The organism is Janthinobacterium foliorum, from assembly GCF_978021625.1.
The window spans coordinates 1-17,094 of sequence record NZ_CDXDQE010000005.1; the positions used below are offsets into that span (position 1 = coordinate 1).

General features: G+C 64.0%; 12 protein-coding genes. All 12 read right to left on the minus strand.

What is annotated here, in order from left to right; all coding sequences use genetic code 11:
* Nucleotides 1-733: 733 nt before the first annotated feature.
* Complete coding sequence (locus ACZ92H_RS12325; RefSeq protein WP_465049556.1) at nucleotides 734-1,381, minus strand: DUF4272 domain-containing protein; 648 nt, start codon at nucleotides 1,379-1,381, stop codon at nucleotides 734-736.
* 24 nt (nucleotides 1,382-1,405) lie between these two features.
* Nucleotides 1,406-2,608, minus strand: a complete 1,203-nt coding sequence (locus tag ACZ92H_RS12330; RefSeq protein ID WP_465049557.1) for an eCIS core domain-containing protein — start codon at nucleotides 2,606-2,608, stop codon at nucleotides 1,406-1,408.
* Between the two features lie 24 nt (nucleotides 2,609-2,632).
* Entirely contained in the window at nucleotides 2,633-5,422 is a 2,790-nt protein-coding gene (locus ACZ92H_RS12335; protein ID WP_465049558.1) for a hypothetical protein, read from the minus strand.
* A 44-nt stretch (nucleotides 5,423-5,466) separates the two neighbouring features.
* A complete protein-coding gene (locus ACZ92H_RS12340; protein ID WP_465049559.1) occupies nucleotides 5,467-7,719 on the minus strand; it encodes an ATP-binding protein in 2,253 nt (750 codons plus the stop codon).
* 4 nt (nucleotides 7,720-7,723) lie between these two features.
* The gene (locus ACZ92H_RS12345; RefSeq protein ID WP_465049560.1) at nucleotides 7,724-8,215 is read right to left on the minus strand and encodes an aspartyl/asparaginyl beta-hydroxylase domain-containing protein; all 492 of its coding nucleotides are present in this window, start codon (nucleotides 8,213-8,215) and stop codon (nucleotides 7,724-7,726) included.
* 4 nt (nucleotides 8,216-8,219) lie between these two features.
* A complete protein-coding gene (locus ACZ92H_RS12350) occupies nucleotides 8,220-8,987 on the minus strand; it encodes a hypothetical protein (protein ID WP_465049561.1) in 768 nt (255 codons plus the stop codon).
* A 4-nt stretch (nucleotides 8,988-8,991) separates the two neighbouring features.
* A complete protein-coding gene (locus tag ACZ92H_RS12355; RefSeq protein WP_465049562.1) occupies nucleotides 8,992-9,636 on the minus strand; it encodes a hypothetical protein in 645 nt (214 codons plus the stop codon).
* A complete protein-coding gene (locus tag ACZ92H_RS12360) occupies nucleotides 9,636-10,580 on the minus strand; it encodes a hypothetical protein (protein ID WP_131368854.1) in 945 nt (314 codons plus the stop codon). The genes ACZ92H_RS12355 and ACZ92H_RS12360 overlap by 1 nt, the downstream gene beginning before the upstream one ends.
* Nucleotides 10,581-10,643: 63 nt before the next feature.
* A complete protein-coding gene (locus tag ACZ92H_RS12365; protein ID WP_465049563.1) occupies nucleotides 10,644-14,183 on the minus strand; it encodes a hypothetical protein in 3,540 nt (1,179 codons plus the stop codon).
* A complete protein-coding gene (locus tag ACZ92H_RS12370) occupies nucleotides 14,180-14,995 on the minus strand; it encodes a hypothetical protein (RefSeq protein ID WP_131368852.1) in 816 nt (271 codons plus the stop codon). The genes ACZ92H_RS12365 and ACZ92H_RS12370 overlap by 4 nt, the downstream gene beginning before the upstream one ends.
* Nucleotides 14,992-15,969, minus strand: coding sequence for a phage tail protein (locus tag ACZ92H_RS12375; protein ID WP_465049564.1), 978 nt, complete (start codon nucleotides 15,967-15,969; stop codon nucleotides 14,992-14,994). The genes ACZ92H_RS12370 and ACZ92H_RS12375 overlap by 4 nt, the downstream gene beginning before the upstream one ends.
* Nucleotides 15,966-17,093 (minus strand): hypothetical protein, encoded by a 1,128-nt coding sequence (locus ACZ92H_RS12380; protein WP_465049565.1) that lies wholly within the window; start codon nucleotides 17,091-17,093, stop codon nucleotides 15,966-15,968. The genes ACZ92H_RS12375 and ACZ92H_RS12380 overlap by 4 nt, the downstream gene beginning before the upstream one ends.
* Nucleotide 17,094: the final 1 nt, after the last annotated feature.

Below are 17,094 nucleotides of genomic sequence, written 5' to 3' on the forward strand. Positions count from 1 at the left end.
GTTCAACTGCGCAAACTGCGCGATAAAGCTGATCCATTCGGCTGGCTGCATGGTCTGCTCCCTGTGTGGCGGGTATGCAGAGTCAGACAGCAGCGCCAAGGAAAGATTCCTGCATTTCCCCTATTTTTCGAGGACAGAGCCTAAAAAAACGCTTATCGATGATAGGTGGCCTTCTCCAATCAGCAATCGCAGTTCGTTGACAGACAGGCCGCTGATCGCAGCGCCCGGTTTCCGCGCTATCATGTTCTGCCAACATCCCCTATGAACAGGCCAATCAGCGGCCAGAACTTGGCGCTGGAATCATTCAATCCCGGCGTATGCGCATCTGGTTCTACCTCGAATCCTTTGGGACTCCCCGAACCGTTGCCACCGTTCCTGCCCCTGACGCAATGAAGCGCCAGTCCCCTGGGATGTCCCCATTCGTGATACAGGGCGTGCCGCGCACGGTACCGTTCATTTCCGAGCCGAACAGGACGTTGTCCGCAGGAATTACCTTGATTTGAAGGTAAGCATCGGCTTGCCCACTCCCTTGATAGCTCGGTGGTCCTGTCCTCGATATTGTTGAGATATTTGACTTGGCGCATGAGAATTGGCACGCTCCCGACCGCCGGAATGGATGTCATAAAAAAGGCCATGTGATAGCAGGAGCCTGGCTTCGAAACGGCGGCGCGGGGCGCGACGCCATGAAGCGAGTTTTTCACGGGACGCGCGAAGCAAGCGCCTGTGCGCCTGGTCAAACGGCCACTTCGATCTCTTCCCATGGCACAGCCGCCGGGTCCAGCAGCCACAGCAAGGCGAACTGGCGCTGCGCGATGACCTGCCCGATCAATCCACCTGGAACGTTGACGAAGCGCGCCTGCTGGCAAACGGCCAGCAGGCGCGTGTTCAGGTCAAGCGCATCGAGGAGTTCCGCATCGCCGCGCAATGGCCCGGCCAGCGCATCGATCGAGCCGGCGCCAGTGATCATGCCGGCGATGTGCTGCGGATCGCAAGTGGCCGTCGGCGCCGCCAGACTGCCGGCCTTGCCCAGGGCCCATAGCAGCGTCCAGCACGCCTCGAAGCCCCACTGGAACACGGGTCCCCGCTGTGCCGGATCGGTCTGCGGGTCGAGAAATGCGGCTTCGAGGGGGCGCAATGCGAACGCCGCCCCGAGCTCCGCGATCAGGTCGGAGGCAAGCTCCGGCGCGAGTCCTTCGGCGCGCGAGGCGCACATGCACAGGCAAATGGCGCGCCCCGCCGTCTCGCGCGCGCTGCGCACGGCCCCGCTCAATGTCAGGGGCAACGGCAATTGGGCTGGGGGAAGCGGCAGGCCCAATGATGTCAGATGCCGGACCGAGCGATCCAGGCGCGCCCGCGCCACGTCAGAAGGGATGGTTTTCATGGCATGCTCGCTTTCCAATCGATCTTAAACAAATTTACCCATCAAGTGTTCATTGTATTTCTTTTGCGCAGCTTCGATCACCTTGCGGATATCCGGATGCAGCGCATTGTAGTCCACCGTCCCGGTGCCTGGTTTCATCGCATGGAGGGACTTGTGAAATTCCGACAAGGTAGCGGCCGAGCCTGTTGGTGGGGCGGCCGCATACATCAGGTTATCGAAATCGGTTTGCGCGCCACTGAATTTCGCGCCCTTGTTGACCATGTGCTCCTTGTTGACCTTGAAGGTCGTGACGGTGCCCGCCTTGGCCGCCAGCGCAGGAAAATCCGTGCTGATTTCGTCCAGCAACTCAGTAAATCTGTCCTTGAATTTTCCGCCCACCTGGCTGTAATTATTCCAGTCCGAGGTAGCGTCGCGGCAACGCCGCCACGCCTCGGCCAGCACGGGATTGACCTTGAAACTGAGCTCCGCCACTTGCTGATAAAACTGCGAAATTTCCGCCAGTACCGCCTTCGTCGGGCCGCTGGCCTGCAACTTGACATTGATCGCATCGACCCAACTGATCCAGCTGTCCGGATCGAGCACCGTGCCATTTTGTGCCTCGATGATGGCATCGAGCGCATCGCTGATGATCGTTCTGTTGTTGTGCTTAGGATCGTCCTTGTAATCGACGCCATTGAATACGACCCGTTGCGCCACCATGGCCGCCGGCCCGGAAGCAGCTGGCGCGGGAACCGGCAGGCTTGCCGTCTGCGCAGGCATGGCATTCATGGCCCGGTTTCCCATCCGGTCGGCCTCCTGCTCGAGCGCGCGGTCATCGTTGATGGCCATGCCGTGCGCCGCCATCGTGGGCTTCACCCTGCCCTGCCTTTGCTGCAGCACATGCCAGGCTTCATGCGGCAAGTGTCGCTCCTGGCCAGGTCCCAGATGAATATCGCCGCCTTGCGCATAGGCATGCGCCTGCACCAGGCCAGGCTTGTGCGAATTGTAATGGACGGTTATCCGGTCCATCGCCATGCCCGACAGTTGCTCGATGCCGGTCCTGAGCGGCGATGGCAGCGGCGCGCGCCTGGCATCGGGCGCAGGCCCGCCGGCCGGGCTGCGCGCATAGCGAAAGTTCGCCATGGCGGTGCCGCCGTGCGCGCCCTGCCGCTGAACGACAGCAGGGGTGCGGCGCGTGTCCGTGGCGGGCGGCATGGGCGGCCTGCGCCGCAAAAGTTCACGCGTCATGATCAGCTCTGCTGGCGGGGATTGTCACGTTTCCTCCTTGCGCCTGCGCTTGCCGGCAACTTTACCCGTGCCGGTTTGTGCATCGAGCAGCAAGGATGCGTGATGGTAGAGCGCAGATGGCACGGCTGGCACATAGGCTGGTTTTTTCAACACCCTTTTTGAGCCGATATCCCACACCGCGCCCTTCGGCACGTAACTATCGACTGGCGCTTCATCCCCGGTCTTTTGCAAATGCATGACGAAGCCCAGATTGGTGCTGTCGGTTCCGAACTGGAAGTGTTTCGAAAAGCTTGCATACAGCGTCACCTTGGCATGCGTATTCCCCCCCAACAGGCCAGGCAGCGCCGCTGGGTCCATATTCGTCATATCGTAGATCTGCGCGTCGCCAATCTTTTTCTTTCTAAAATCTTTCACCTCTTTTTGGGTGGTAAAGTTATAGGCAGGATCAACCAGGCTGAGCGCCTGGTCTCCCACCTTGGGAGTCAAGGTTTCAAAATACACCGGCCCTCTTTTCTCGATTGTCGTCGTCAGGAAGGCTGCATCCGCTCCATGAAACATCATCGAGCTGCTCGAACCTTGCTGCCCGCTATGGGTGAGATAGAACGACGCAATGGTATAGCCGGCACGCTGGACGGGACCCGTGTAATGGCGCAAAACAGCCGCTTCCATTTTCCCCCTGGCCTCGCTCTGCTCATACTCCGTCGACAAGTGGAGTACCGCCTCATTGATGTTTTCAATGACCTGCGTCGCCTCTGCAAACAACACGTCGATCGGCCAGCTGTGCCAGCGGTCCAGTAAGCGCAGCCCTTTGCCATAGTTGCTCGCTATCCGATTGAGCAAAACCTCAACCTTGTCGTTGCTGGTCACCACCCGGCCCACCGCGCCCTTGGCAAGGTTCATGGTGCGCTGGAGCGTGTGTTGCAGCTGCGACAAGCCACCGCCCCGCCTGCGTCCGCTGCGCGCCGCTTGAGCGTGCGGGTGTATCACTTGCTGAAGCGTGTCAAGAAATCCCTTGATCTGATACTGCCCTGGCCATATCCGGATCGATTTTTCAAGATCGCTGATGGTGGGGTACAAAAAACCAAAACTTTGCCGCTCGGTCATTTTTACCGTGCTTATCGCGTTCCATTTATCAATAATTCCCTGCTTGATCGTCGGAACAGTTTCCCGCAGATTTACCTTCTCCTGAATTTCAAAGATAACGGCCGGATAAGAGAAGAAACTCGTTTCGCCCTCCATGCCAGCGTACACAAGTTTCAGCTTGTATTGCTCGAACTGGCAATCCTGCTCCCCGTAAATCCGCTTTGCCCCATCCACGATTTGCCGATAATGCCCCAACAATTCCGACTCGTAGTCTTGCGGCGTATCAAAATCATGATCGACCAGGAGAGTTGCCTCGGCAAGGTAGTCATCCCGATCAAGATATTGCTTGGGAGTGCCACTATCGATCGCAGGTAAGTAGGTACTGACGCCCGAGTTTTCCATCAACAGATTGTAGCTAAAGCTGTTGATCTCCGTCCCCAGCTTGGGACCGGGATGCCCCTGCCCCCCCTTGTTCAGATAATCGATGATGCCGAACGGACTTCCCTCGTCGCGCGCGACAGGCTTGTTCAGCAAAGCCGATGATCCCTTCTTCTTGCGCCGCGTCTTCTGCTTGACGGGTTTATAGATCTTGGACAAGCCATTAACGAACCCGGCATCACCACGCTTGTTGCCTGCTGACAGATCAAGTATGCTTTTTTGCACATTGGCGGCACTGGAGCGGAAATAGTCGGACTGATTCAGGTTGAAGTACGTACTCGTCCCCTGGCCTCCAGGCGGCTGCTTCGTGGTGGTCGGGGCCGTCTTGGCGTGGTACAGCTTCAGGCTGTCGCCTGCGGCATGCATCATCTTGGAGCGCTTCCTGGCGCCATCCGAGCTCTTCTCTTTCCTGCGCGCCAGTCCCTGCCGCGACACCTTGCCGCTCCAATCAATGACTCTGTCGCGCACGCCTTCCGGCATGTCGCCATACAGGGCGCCCAATTTCGCGATCTCTTCCTCCAGAAACATTTCCGCGTCAACGGAGGTCACGGGATCCCAGCCATCCGTGGCCGGACCAGGAAAGTCAGGGAGATTCTTCATCAGTTCCCGATAGATCTCCACATACTCGGCAGAGTCTTCCCAGTACAGCTCTGCCAGCAGGGAAAACACGTCGTTGCGGCCCTGCCGCCATAACTCATTGCGTGTGATATAGCGTTTCGCATCGCCTATCGTGCGCTGCACGGGCGCATTGGCCTGGATGTCCGCGCTTGCGGCGAGCGGCTGGGACGGCCCTGTCCGGCGTTGCAGCGGCTGGCGCATCAGGCGTTCAGCACCCGCCTCGTCGCTCGTGTTGACGGCTTGCCCGTTGACGCGGCCGTCGGCCCGGGGCGGCGTCCCCCGCAAGACATTGATGATGTGATGCCCGACCTCGTGCTTGATGTTCGGCTCGCTATCCTTGCCGGGCGCAAAATGGACCTTATTGCCTTGCAAGGTTGCCTCGGCATCCACGGTGGCGGGAAACGGCGAATTGTGCGTGGCGCGCAGCGACGACGTATCGATGCCATGCTGCTCGCCCATCGCCGCCGCGATGGCGCGGAAGGCGGGCGAGCCTTGCGCGCCCATGGTAACCGCCGGCTCTGGCTGCCGTGGCAGGCTGGCCGGGCTGCGCGCATAGCGGTACGGCTGCATGGCCGTGCCGCCATCGGCGCGACGCCGCGGCAAGCTATCCGGCCCGCTGGGCGCTGCCGTGTGTGCTGTCGCGGGAGGTTTGCGCCGCAGGCGCTCATGTTCCATCTGCCGCCCCTCCTGGCGCCCGCCTGCACCGCGCCGTCCTGGCGCTACGCATCGTCGTTCCAGCGGAAATCGTCCGGGGAAAACACCTTGCCCAGCTTGTGGTACTCGCGTTCTATCGCCTTGAGCAAGTGCCGCTGCCCCACCGCCTGCCGTTCGGCCGCCGCGAGGAAGGCGGCGCTCACGGCGATGCTGTTGATGTTCGCGCCGCTCAGCGGCGCGCGTTCGGCCAGCAGCTCGAAGTCGATGTCGCCGGCCAGCGGCACGGCGGGCGGAAAGGCGCTGCGCCACAATTGCAGGCGCTGCGCGCCTCCGGGAAACGGATACTCGATCATGAACTTGAAGCGCCGCGTGAAAGCCTTGTCCATATTGGCCATCAGGTTGGTCGACAGGATGACGATTCCCGTGTAGCTTTCGATGCGCTGCAGCAGATAGCCCGTTTGCAGATTGGCATAGCGGTCGTGCGCGTCCTTCGTCTCCGTGCGTTTGGAAAACAGGCTCTCCGCCTCGTCAAAGAACAGCACGATATTCATCGCCTCGGCCTGGTCGAACAATTGCGCCAGGTGTTTTTCCGTCTCGCCGATGTATTTGCTGACGATGCTGGCCAGGTCGATCCGGTACAGCCCCAGCCCCAGTTCATTGGCGATGATCGACGCGGCCATGGTCTTGCCCGTGCCGGAGGGGCCGTAAAACAGAATGCACAGATTGCTGCCATGGTCGTTCTTGCGGTTGAAACCCCACTCCTCGATGACCTGATGGCGCTGCTGCGCATACTGCAGCACTTCCTGCAGCCATTGCCGGGTGGTGTCCGGCAGGACGATATCGCCGAAGCGGTAGGTGGTCTTGACTTCATGCGCGACGCTCATCTGTTCACGGTTGCTCTGCGCGCGGCAGGCGTCGAGCAGCAGATCGCCGGCGCTGCCCTCCTCCCCTTCGGCCTGCAGCATGCGCCGGCTCGCCGTCTCCTTCAGCGCCAGCACGATCTGCTCCTGCGTAAACAGGTATTGATTGACCAGCTTGGCAAGCAAGGCATCGTCGATCTCCACGCCGAACGCACCCGCATGGCGCTGCCAGCCGGCACGCCGCAAGCGGCTGTCCGGTGCGGGCACGCGCACCAGGACGGCCGCCACCGCGTGCCGGCCGTAGCGGAAGGCCAGGTCGGACAGCCGCCGCGCCGGGCCGTTCAAGACCACCAGGTAGGGCTGGCTCTCGAACAGCACATGCATGACTTCGTCGAGCAGATCGTCGTCGGCACCTTCCTGCGTGCCGAGCCAGTGGCAATGCAAGAGCACGAAAATGCGGTTGCACAACAGCGCATCGCGGCACAGCAAGCGCAGGCGCGCCAGCAAGGCGCGGCGGTTCTTTTGCCCGTTCAGATAGGCTTGCCAGATTTCCTTGCCGTCGAGTTCGACGCACGCCATGCCCATCGGTGCGAACGTCGCCGCGCACAGGCTGCGGGCCAGCCACAGGTCCGGCCCCTGCAGTTGCAACACATGGCTGGCGGCCCGCGCGCGCTCGGGGCCGCAGTGCTCGACGAAGCGCGCCAGTTGCGCCAGGACCCGGGCGTCGGCCAGGTGCTCGTCAAGCGCCAGCGTGCTTTCCAGACTGGTCAGCGGGCGCTCGAGACACAGGCGCGGCGCGGCCTGAGCCAGCAGATACGCGGCAATCGGCTCGCTCAGGCGATAGCCGCCATCGAGCCCGGCGGCGTTGGTGTTCGGCGCCAGCACGATCAGCTCCCAGTACAGCAAGGCGGCATCGGCCATCAGGCACGGTTGCAAGCCAGAACGCGAGCTGCGGCCGGCCGCGAGCATGACATCCAGGCCCGCCAGGTCGATCCATCCTTCGCGGCCTGCGGCGCTGTCGTCGCTGCCGAAAGCGCGCACGATGGCGCCATAGCGCCATTCGATTTCGCTCAACAAACCGAACAGCAAGACTTCCTGTTGCGGCCGGTCCAGGTTGAACAAGGCGCAAATATGGATCCAGGGTATGAAAATCTGCGCTTCGACGGTGGCCGCCGCGCGCTGGCCCAGCAATTGCCACTGCTGCTCGATGCGCGCGCCCAGCCGCGCCGCCGCATCGGCGCCGCCCGCGCTCCCCGCGCCGGGCGCACTGGCTTGCCGGTACAGGCGCTCGAGAGTGGCGCCGGACGCCGGCTCGGCCGGCCCGGATGCCTGCGCCTGGCGCGCCAGCAGGGCGAACTCGATGATGCTCTCCGCCAGCGCGCGCATCGCCTGCAGCAGGGCCGCATTATCCGCATAGGGACCGTTATCGGCCGCGGCATTGGCTGGTAGCGCGCTCATCGCCTCACACCCCGTCCGGTTTCATGAAATCGGCCAGCAGCACCAGGCGGTCCGTGTCGCCCCGGTTCCACGCCGCATGTTCCTGCGTATCGTCGAAGACCAGGCAGCGCCCGGGCTGCCACTGGCGCACGGCCGCGCCCACCCGCAACGCGCACTCGGGCGAACTGCGCAAGCCCAGGTGCAGGCGCAGCACCCGGTCCGTATAACCGACGTGCGGCGCAATCTCGGTGCCCGGTGCCAGGCGCGAAAAGCCGGCCGTCACCAGGCCAGGGATGCAGCCGAGCAGGGCCACGGTGCGGGGACAGAAGATGGCGTTCTCGAGCATCGGACGGCCTGCGAGCACCAGGCCATAGACATCCCAGCCGCAGTTGTACAGGCCCGTTTCGGGCCAGGCGTCGAATTCGGCGCGTGGCAGCGCCAGACATTCGTCGAGCACACTTTCCCAGCCTTGCTCGAGGCGCGCTGCAAAGGGGAACTGGTCATTGTGAAAGAACATGGTGTCACCAGAACAGTTGCCATTGCCCGGCCTGCCAAACGGCATGCCCCTGCAAGGTGATGCGATAGTCTCCGGGCTCGCCATCGAAGCCGCGCGCCTGGTGATAGCGACGGCCGGAATGGATGAAGGCGGCTCCGGTCTGGTAATGGATCTGCTCGAACGGTTCGCGCTGCAGCAGGGCCAGGATGTCGCTTTCGCCCAGATGGGCCGTGCGTTCGAGTCCGAACGGCCACATCTTCATGCCGGCACCCCGCCCCGCAGCGGCGATCAGCAAGGTCACCGAGAGCGTCGGCGCCGCGCCCAGGCCGACGGCCAGGTGGCCGCGGTCGAGGTGGATGGGATTACCCGGGAAGTCGGCCGTCTCGCGTCCGCCCTGCCATTGCTCGTGCACCAGGTCGAGGTCTTCCGAAGCACGCAGGGCGGGATGGCCGCCGAACAGGTGAAAGCCGGGCAAGGCAAGCGCCGGGTGGTAAGCGACAGGCTGGCCCAGCGCGGCGCCCAGGGCTGCCAGCAAGGCGTCGTAGACTTCGCCGAAATTGTCCAGCAGGAAAGGATTGTATTGACGCGCCAGCCGTTCGTACGGACGCGCCGGCATGCCCACGATATCGTAGTAATACGTCGCGCCCAGGGTATGGATCGGGAAATGCCGGGTGCGCCTGAGCCAGAACGGTTCCAGGTCCAGCAGGCGCTCGACGACGTCCGCGCATTGCAGCGGCGTCAGCACGGGCAGGTGGAAGGATGCGATCTCTTCAGCGCAGTGGTCGGGATTCATGCTTTTACCAATACAAAAGGAGTTGTCCGTCCAGGCGGACCGCATGGCCCTGCATGGTGATGCGCTCGAGGCCGCCCGTGCCGCAGGCCAGCACCGCCTGGTGCGTCGCCAGCCCGTCGTGCACGACCATCTGGCCGTGGCGGTAGGCGATGAAGTCGGGTTCCGCGTCCTCGCGCCGCCACAGATGCAGGCCGCTGCCCGCCGGCACGCTCAGCGGCAAGGTAAAACTCAGCAGGTCATGCGCGCCGAAATGCCGGCCAGCAAACACATCGCGATACTGCAGGTCGCGGTGCACGCTCGCCACCGGCCCGGTGAAAGCCGGATGCGGCAAGTAAATATGAAACCCGGGCCAGGCGGCCTCGGGCGCCAGCCGGGCCGGCAACGCACAATGGCGCTCCAGGCAGGCGAGCACCAGTTGCAGCAGCGCGCCGAAATGGGCCGCGATCAGGCGGTTGCTGCGTTCGCGCTCCGGCCGGTCCCAGTACGGGCCGGCCCGGCCCGCCCCTGCGTCGAGGTAGGCCGCCAGCCCCAGTGAATAAAAGGGCACCGCGGCATGGCGCCGCCGCCAGTGGCGTGCCAGCAGCGACACCCGCAAGACCCAATCGTCGCAGGCGGCCTCGTCCAACAAGGGGAAGACCGGAACGGGCATCAGCCGTGGCGTCCGTCGCCCACCAGGCGCACCAGGGCACGCGTGAGCAGGCGCCGGTCTCCGCTGTCGAGGCTGATGTCCGTGGCGCGCTGCACATTGTCGAGGAACAGGCGCACATTGGCATCGATCAGGCCCAAGTCGCCCCGGTTGGCCGCATTTTCATTGATTTTCACCAGCGCGCGGATGCCGTCCTTGAGCAAATCCGTCTGTTCCACGCCGAAGTTGCGCCCGGTAGCCTGCCCGAAGGTGGCGACGAGGCTGGCCAGGTCGGCCTCGTCGACACGGTTGTCGACGGGCTGGCCCGCGGGCCTGGCGCTGCAGACGATTTTTTGCAGGCCCTGCACGAAGCGCGTCCGGTCGCCCGCGTCATTGCTCATCTTAGTGGCATCGCCGAACACATGGGCAAAGTCGCCCACCCGTTCATCGATCGTGCGCTGGGCCGAGGCCAGCAGGTTTTCCTGCAATCGGCCCGACGCGACCTCTTCGCGCAACTGCGCCATGGCCGCCGCCGTGGGACTGGGACGGGTTTCCAGCGCGATCGAGCTGGCGTTCTCCGGCGTCCAGACAAACTCCACCAGGGGCGCCGGGCCGATCGCCGGCTCGGCCGTCAACTGGATCTTCCAGGTTTCACCGGCCCGCACCGTCATCGTGAAATTCCCTGGCAAGGGGATGAAATACGTGTGCGCGCCTTTCTTGCCGGATGACGCCGTGACCGCCTGGGTGCAACCGGTGGCATAGGCGTGGCTGGTCATGCTACCGCCGGCGTCGATGGTGCTCCCCTCGAGCATGCCCAGGTAAGCGGCGGTGATGGTCGGCTGTCCGATGCTGGCCATCACGAAGCCGTCACTGGCGGCCACCGTACTGAAGACGCCCTCGACCAGGTCTGCCTGCGAATAAGTGGTGCGTGCGCCGAAGTCATTGCAATGTTTATGGTTACGTTTCATGACAACTCCATGGTGAGATGCAACATCAAATGTCCTGCCGTGTCCGGCAAGTGCGAAAATGCTTCACATATCGTTCTGCCTGCCGTCGCCGACCAGCCGCACCAGCGCCCGCGTCAGCAACCGCGTGTCGGTGTTGCTGAATTCGATGCCCAGCGCCTGTTGGACGTTGCCGATGAACAAGCCGATATTTTTCTTGATCAAATTCAGATCGGCGCGGCTGCCCTCGCTGTCGTTGATCTGCACCAGCGCCTCGACGCCGGCCTGGAGCAGGCCGCGTTGCTCATCGGTAAAGCTGTGGCCGCTGGCCTTGCCGAAGGTGTCGATCAAATCCTGGACCGCCTGCGGATCGAGCGGCTTGACGACCTCGGCTTCGCCAGGCAGGGCTGGCGAGCAGACGATCTTTTGCAGGTCGCGCACGAACTGCGCCCGCTCTTCCTCGTCGGAACTCATGTGGGTAACATCGCCAAAGATCTGGGTCAGGTCGTTGACGCGGCCATCGATCACTTCCTGGGCAGTGGCGGTGACCGTGCCTGGCACCTGGCCGCTGGCCAGACGCTCCTGCAGCTTCAGGAACGAGTCCGCCATGAGCCGGTTGGGGTTGATGTCCGGCCTCACCGTGACCGCGCCCAACGCCGCTGCGCCGGCAGCGGCGGGTATCCAGGTCAGCACCACATCGGGCGGCGTCTCGCCTGCATCTTGATTGGTGATCAGCTTGACCTCCCACGTCTCGCCCTGCCTCACCGGCAGCGTAAACACGCCAGGAACGGGCACGTTGTACGTCGTGGCGCTCTTCTTCCCTGTTTTCACGGTCACGGGCTTGGTGAAGGCCGTGACATACGTGGCGCTGGTCGATTGGCCGCCGGCGTCGACCGTCGCTCCCTGCAAGACGCCAAAAAATGCCGGTGGCGGCGAATCGAGCGTCAGTGTCCCCATGAAAGCCATCAGGATGCCGTCGCTCGCCGCCAGCTGCTTGAAAGGAAACGACGGATTGTGATATTGCGCCCGCTCGCCGAGCACATCGCCCGCCAGCGTGCCCGCCTGCAGCGTGCCCGTCGCCGTGACGTTGCCGGCGATCTTGACGTCGCCGGTGACATTCAAGCCGCCCGTCACCGCCACCTCGGCGGAAACGACGGCCAGCGTCGGCGCCGCGCCGCCCACCGCCGCCACGCTGAACAGACTGGCGCCGGCGGCAAAGCCGGTACCGCCGATGGCCACCGACTCCCGGGCCCAGATGGTGTTGGCCGTCAGATCGTCGAAGGTCGCCGAGCCGCTGGCAAAACTGACGGGACCGTTCACCTGCAGGGCGTAGCGCGCATCGACATTGGCGAGGGGCACATTGATGCCGACCGTATTGGCGTTGCTTGCATTGCTATTGCTGACGATGAGCATGGCCGGCGCCAGCGCCGCCTCGTCGTCGGGCGCCAGGATGGCATTGTCGTCGTTGGCCTTGAACTGGGCCAGCAGGCCCGCGCTGACCATGTAAGCCGAATTGGCGGCCGCAAGCGGGGGCGCGCCGGCGTCGCCCGACGCCAGCAAGGTCAGCTGGGTCTGGCTATCGACCGAGCCGACGCGCAGCATTCGCGGCAGTGTCTGCGGATCGGCCGCGGCGAACAGCTGGTCGCCCGCCTTCGCCGCGCTCAGGAAAGCGGTGCCAGTGCCCGTGACCATGGTCGGCGTGGCCGCATCGATGCTGATGGTCCCTGCCCCGTCCTTCTTCACGCCGTCGGCCCCCTGCAGCTGGTAAGGCAGGCTGTCGACCTTTCCGACATACGGGGCGGACAAGGTCAATTGCGTATCGCTGGCAACCTGCGCGACGCTCTGCACCTGCACTGCGACCGGGTTGAAGCGGGGAATCAGCAGGGTGTCGCCGGCCGACAAGGCGGTAAAGGTGGTGCCCTCCGTGCCCGTGATGGTCGTGCCATTGCTGCTGACCTTGCCGGTGCCGGCGACGGGCGCAAACGTGCCCGACAGCAGGTAACTATAGGGAGAATTGATGACGGGAATTTCGAACTGTGTCGTCAGGACCAGTTCCGTATCGCTGACAGGCGTCTTGGCCAGCACCGCCTGTTGCTGGTTCAGGGTGCCGATGGCGATCAGGTCGCCGGCCTTGACCTGGTCCTGGAACGTGGTGTTGTAGCCCTGCACGACATTGGCGCTGATCGAACTGATGACGCCATTGCCGATGAAGGCGCTGCCGCCGCCCACGCTCAGCGAGGCAGCCGGGCTGCGATCGAAGATGCCGACGTTGCCACCAGCGTAGAACAGCCGGCTCGCCGCCTGCCCCGGCGACTCCTTGGTCCAGTAGCTGAGCATGGCCATGCCCTGCAGCTTCGAGCCGTTGCCCTCGAAACTCTGTGCCTTGATGGCGCCGCTGGCAGTCAGGCTGTCGGCCAGGATCTGCCCCTGCACGTCGAGGGCGGCGCGCGGCGCGCCTTCGCTCAGGCCGATGCCGACGCTGCGGTCCGGCCCGATGACCAGGGCATTCGGCCCGGAACTGGCGGATCCCCCCTTGGCCAGCGCCTGCACGCCCAGGCCGATCGATCCGTCCAGGCTTACCTGCAGCAAGGTGCTGTCGCTGCGCGCAAAACGCGCCAGGGCCGAGCGCATGTAGGTGTAGCCCGATCCGGGTGCCGGCATCGTCGTGGGCGAAAAGGCAGCATCGATCTGCACCTGCAAACCATCCTGGACAATCTTGCTGACGGTGCGGCGCTGGGCCGTCCCCATGCGCACCGAAGGGTCCGCGATGAGCTGGTCGCCTACCTGCAGGAACGGCAAGGGCGCATCCGAGAAGGTGACCAGCTGGTTATCCCAGCTGATTGTGCCCTTGCCCTTGAAGGTCACGGCGTCGATTTGCAGGTTGGCCACCGGATGGTCGGTCCCCACGCCAAGGTTGTTGCGTGCCGTGAGCAAACCCATGAACTGCCCCCGCGGGGCGTCGAACTCCAGGTAATAGTCGTCGGCGCGGCTGCCTTCGCGGCGCGCACTGATGCTGGCGTAGTCCGTCCGCAGCGTGGCGCCGCCCATGTTGGATGGGGTGGAAACGGCCTGGTTCACGCCCGCCCCTTCCGTGACGAAATTGACGGAGCCGACGCTGGTGCCCACATAGCGGCGCTCATTGCGCCCGGACTTGTAGGTCAGGCTGTTGATGCTGCCCTCGGTGGTCAGGGAAATGACCGCCAGCAAAATGTTCACTCCGGGCTGGTCAAGATTGCGCAGATACTGGATCTGCGGTTGCTGCACGATGCGCTTGTAGCCGGCCGTGCCGCTCTCGTCGCTAAGGTCGGCGAACACGTCGAAATAGTTGATGGTGATGAAATAGCTTGCACCAGGGGCCAGCTGATCGAACGTCAGCACGGCCGGCTCGAGCAGGATGATCTGCCGGCCCAGGGCATCGATCGCCATGCCGCGCGACACTTCGAGCTGGCTTGGCTCACCATCCGCCGAGGCAGCAACCTCGAGACCGTGCGCGATGCCATACAGATACAGGCTGACATTGCGCGCCGCCAGCATGTCCATCTGGTACTGCTGCTCGCAGCGAAAATCGTCCGTCAGCAAGGCTTCGCCCGAAAAATAATTGGGCCGTTCGACACGTGGCTGTTTCATGGTTTTTCCCGGATGCTGGCGCTGGAAACGGAACTGGTGCCGGGGATGGCGATCCACGACAATGCGATATCGCCGCTGCCGCCAGCGGCCTGCAGCGCCAGCAGCGTGACGACGAACTGCGCCGTGCCGGAGGCGACGGCGGTGGCGTACGGAACGCTGCCGCCCACCGTCACCATTACGGTAGGCGGGGTGCTGAAGGCATCTTGCTGCGTAGCGTAGAAAGGGACGGTGACGCTGGTGCTGGCGCCCGCGCCTTGCAACTGGGCCGCCGGCACTGCCAGCGTGCCCTGCAGAAAGGTGTCGGGCGCGGCATTCGCCTTCACCGTCCCCAGCGGGGCCGGCAACAGGCTCGTCACCGGGACGCGGCTGTCCGTCACGCTGACGATGGCCTTGTGGGCGTCGAGCGTGACGGTCGCCAGCAGCACGCCATTGTCGGGCACCCTCTTCGCGGCAAGCAACTGGGCTGCCTCGTTGACCACGTTGGCCGTCGAGGCGCTGGTGTCGGGATAGCAGGCGTACACCAGCATGGGATTGCTGGCGTCCGATGGCAGCGTGAGCGGCGTCCCGCCGGACGGCAGGATCAGCAAATGCCCGGCGGCGTCGAAGGCCACGCCCTGGCTGACGGCCAGCGTATTGCCGGCCTGGCTCACCAGCATGCCGTTCAGCACGCCGGGCGAGAACAGGAACTGGTTTTGCAGCCAGAACCAGTTGCTGAAGTAATTCTGTTCGAGCGTCATGTAGTCCGACGTGAGGAACATGCCGGTCTGGTAGTTCAGGTGGGTGGCGACATCCGCCTTGATGATGCTGCTCATGTCTTGATTCCTTGTTGGCCCAGTAAGGTATTGACGCCCAGCGCGGTGGCATAACCTTCCGCCTGCAGCTGCATGCTGGGCACGATCGTGATGAGGTAGTTGCTGGCGGCCGGCTTCATGACGCGCAGGAACTGTTCGAGCCGGCCGCACAGCGCTTCGATCTGCGCCACGTTGGCGCTCGTCAGGATGAACAGCGGGTTGTGCGCGTTCGGCAGCACCAGCTGCACGTTGAACAGCCACGGCAGGTAGCCCGCCACGACGGGCGCGCCGCTCGCGTAGGTGTCGCGCACGATGAAGGCGCTGCTGGCCAGGTCGCTTGCCATGATGTCGGGCGCGGACGGCGCGCTGATCGTCACCGACAAGGTGCCGTCGATGGCGATCCACTTGCCGCCAGGGTCCTGCTGCTGGCCGCGCATGGCCAGCGGCAGCTGGAGCAGCAGATTGGCCAGCATGCTCAGCCCCTGCAAGGTCCCGCGCAGGCGGTACAGGGCCATGATCTCCGCGATCACGGTGCGCTTCTGGTCGATATCCCAGTCATTGTCGACCGCCAGCGCGACCCAGCCGCCGAGCCAGGCGAGGAAATCGTCGAGCCAGGCCTCGATGGGGGCGCTCGGGTCGGATGCGCCCGGCGCGGCGGCCACGTAGCCGGCCAGCGGATCGCCGGGCGCGGGCACCTGGATGTAGGTGTCGAGGTCGGCCAGGATGGCCGTTTCCTGCTTTGCCGTCGCGCCTGAAATGGGCGGAATGAAAGCCGTGTCCGAGGGAGGAAACAGGAAACTCAGGCGCGGATAGAACAGGTTGCCGATGACGTCCGCCTGCAGCAGTTCATGGATGCCCTTGCGCCCGCCCAGCTCGGCGTCATTGATGCCTGTCAGTATCTTTTCAAAAATCTTCAGGTACTGCGCGAGAAAAGCCGGCTGCGTGGTGCTGTACACGGCAGGCAGGTAGCGCAGGTAGCTCGATGGCGCGCTCATGCGGCATTGCTCCTGACGCTGACATCGAGGCAGCGCAGGCGCGGCAAGCCCCGGTAAAACATTGCGGGCGTGCCGGGCGGCAGATCGGCAAGCTGGGCGTTGACGTCCAGCACGGCCATGCGGTCGAGCACCAGGGTCGGGATGAAATCGAAGAGCAGCCCGTCGATGGACTCGATGCCCGGCATGGCCAGGATCAGCTGGCGCAGCGCCGCTTCGGTGGGAGCCTCGCCATATGGCCAGCCCTGGCCGGCCGCCCCCCCTGCGCCGGGCAGGAAGTAGGCGAAGAGGCGCGCGAACAGCAGGCCCAGCGTGACATCCAGGCGCACCGTCGGCGCGCAGCCGGCGACGAGCGTCACGTTGATATCGGTGAACTGGGCCGCGCGCGCCTGGACACGGTTGCCGGCGATCACGCGCGGCGCCAGGTAGGTGTTCACGGCCGTGAGCAAGGCACGCTCGGCCGCCGCGTCATCGGACGCCTCGATCATCAGCACCTTGCGCCGCGTGCCGCTGCTGCCGCTGCCAGCCTGGTTCGGATATGGCGGATACTGGTAGCGCCATTGCGCATCGCTGAGTATCCAGGCGACGCTGCCCTGCCCCGCGCTCTGCGCGTACGCGCGCCGCACCAGCAGTGGCGTGGGGGCGGCGCTGCCCGCGGCGGCGCCCGCCGCCTGCTGAGCAATGACCTGATTCGTTTCCAGCGCCAGCGCCTCGATATTCGACAGGGTCAGCGCCATGTAGGGATGGCCGACATAGGCCAGCACATAGCGCTGCAGCGTCGGCTTGTTCAACACGATGCCCTGCTCGAGCTGCGCCAGCACCTGCTGCAAGGCCAGGAAGGCGGCGTCGTGGTTGGCGGCGGCGGCCAGGCTGTAGGGGGTCTGGTTGCCGGAAAAGGCCAGGCCCAGCACCCAGCGCAGGTAATTCTCGTCCGTCTGCACGGGAATCGCGTTGGCCTGGAACAGCAGCGACTCGTCCAGCCAGGCCAGCAATTGCAGCAGGGTGATGCCCGGATCGCTATCGTTGTAGTCCGTCCACTGGCGCGTATACTGCGGAATCCGGCGCACCAGGTCGGCTGCCAGTTCCTGGTAGCTCTTGCGGTCGAGGTCGGGCAGTTCGAAGGCCATG

Coding starts and splice junctions, on each gene's coding strand:
- ACZ92H_RS12325 (WP_465049556.1), bottom strand. CDS start 1,381: ATGAAAACCATCCCTTCTGACGTGGCGCGGGCGCGCCTGGATCGCTCG.
- ACZ92H_RS12330 (WP_465049557.1), bottom strand. CDS start 2,608: ATGACGCGTGAACTTTTGCGGCGCAGGCCGCCCATGCCGCCCGCCACG.
- ACZ92H_RS12335 (WP_465049558.1), bottom strand. CDS start 5,422: ATGGAACATGAGCGCCTGCGGCGCAAACCTCCCGCGACAGCACACACG.
- ACZ92H_RS12340 (WP_465049559.1), bottom strand. CDS start 7,719: ATGAGCGCGCTACCAGCCAATGCCGCGGCCGATAACGGTCCCTATGCG.
- ACZ92H_RS12345 (WP_465049560.1), bottom strand. CDS start 8,215: ATGTTCTTTCACAATGACCAGTTCCCCTTTGCAGCGCGCCTCGAGCAA.
- ACZ92H_RS12350 (WP_465049561.1), bottom strand. CDS start 8,987: ATGAATCCCGACCACTGCGCTGAAGAGATCGCATCCTTCCACCTGCCC.
- ACZ92H_RS12355 (WP_465049562.1), bottom strand. CDS start 9,636: ATGCCCGTTCCGGTCTTCCCCTTGTTGGACGAGGCCGCCTGCGACGAT.
- ACZ92H_RS12360 (WP_131368854.1), bottom strand. CDS start 10,580: ATGAAACGTAACCATAAACATTGCAATGACTTCGGCGCACGCACCACT.
- ACZ92H_RS12365 (WP_465049563.1), bottom strand. CDS start 14,183: ATGAAACAGCCACGTGTCGAACGGCCCAATTATTTTTCGGGCGAAGCC.
- ACZ92H_RS12370 (WP_131368852.1), bottom strand. CDS start 14,995: ATGAGCAGCATCATCAAGGCGGATGTCGCCACCCACCTGAACTACCAG.
- ACZ92H_RS12375 (WP_465049564.1), bottom strand. CDS start 15,969: ATGAGCGCGCCATCGAGCTACCTGCGCTACCTGCCTGCCGTGTACAGC.
- ACZ92H_RS12380 (WP_465049565.1), bottom strand. CDS start 17,093: ATGGCCTTCGAACTGCCCGACCTCGACCGCAAGAGCTACCAGGAACTG.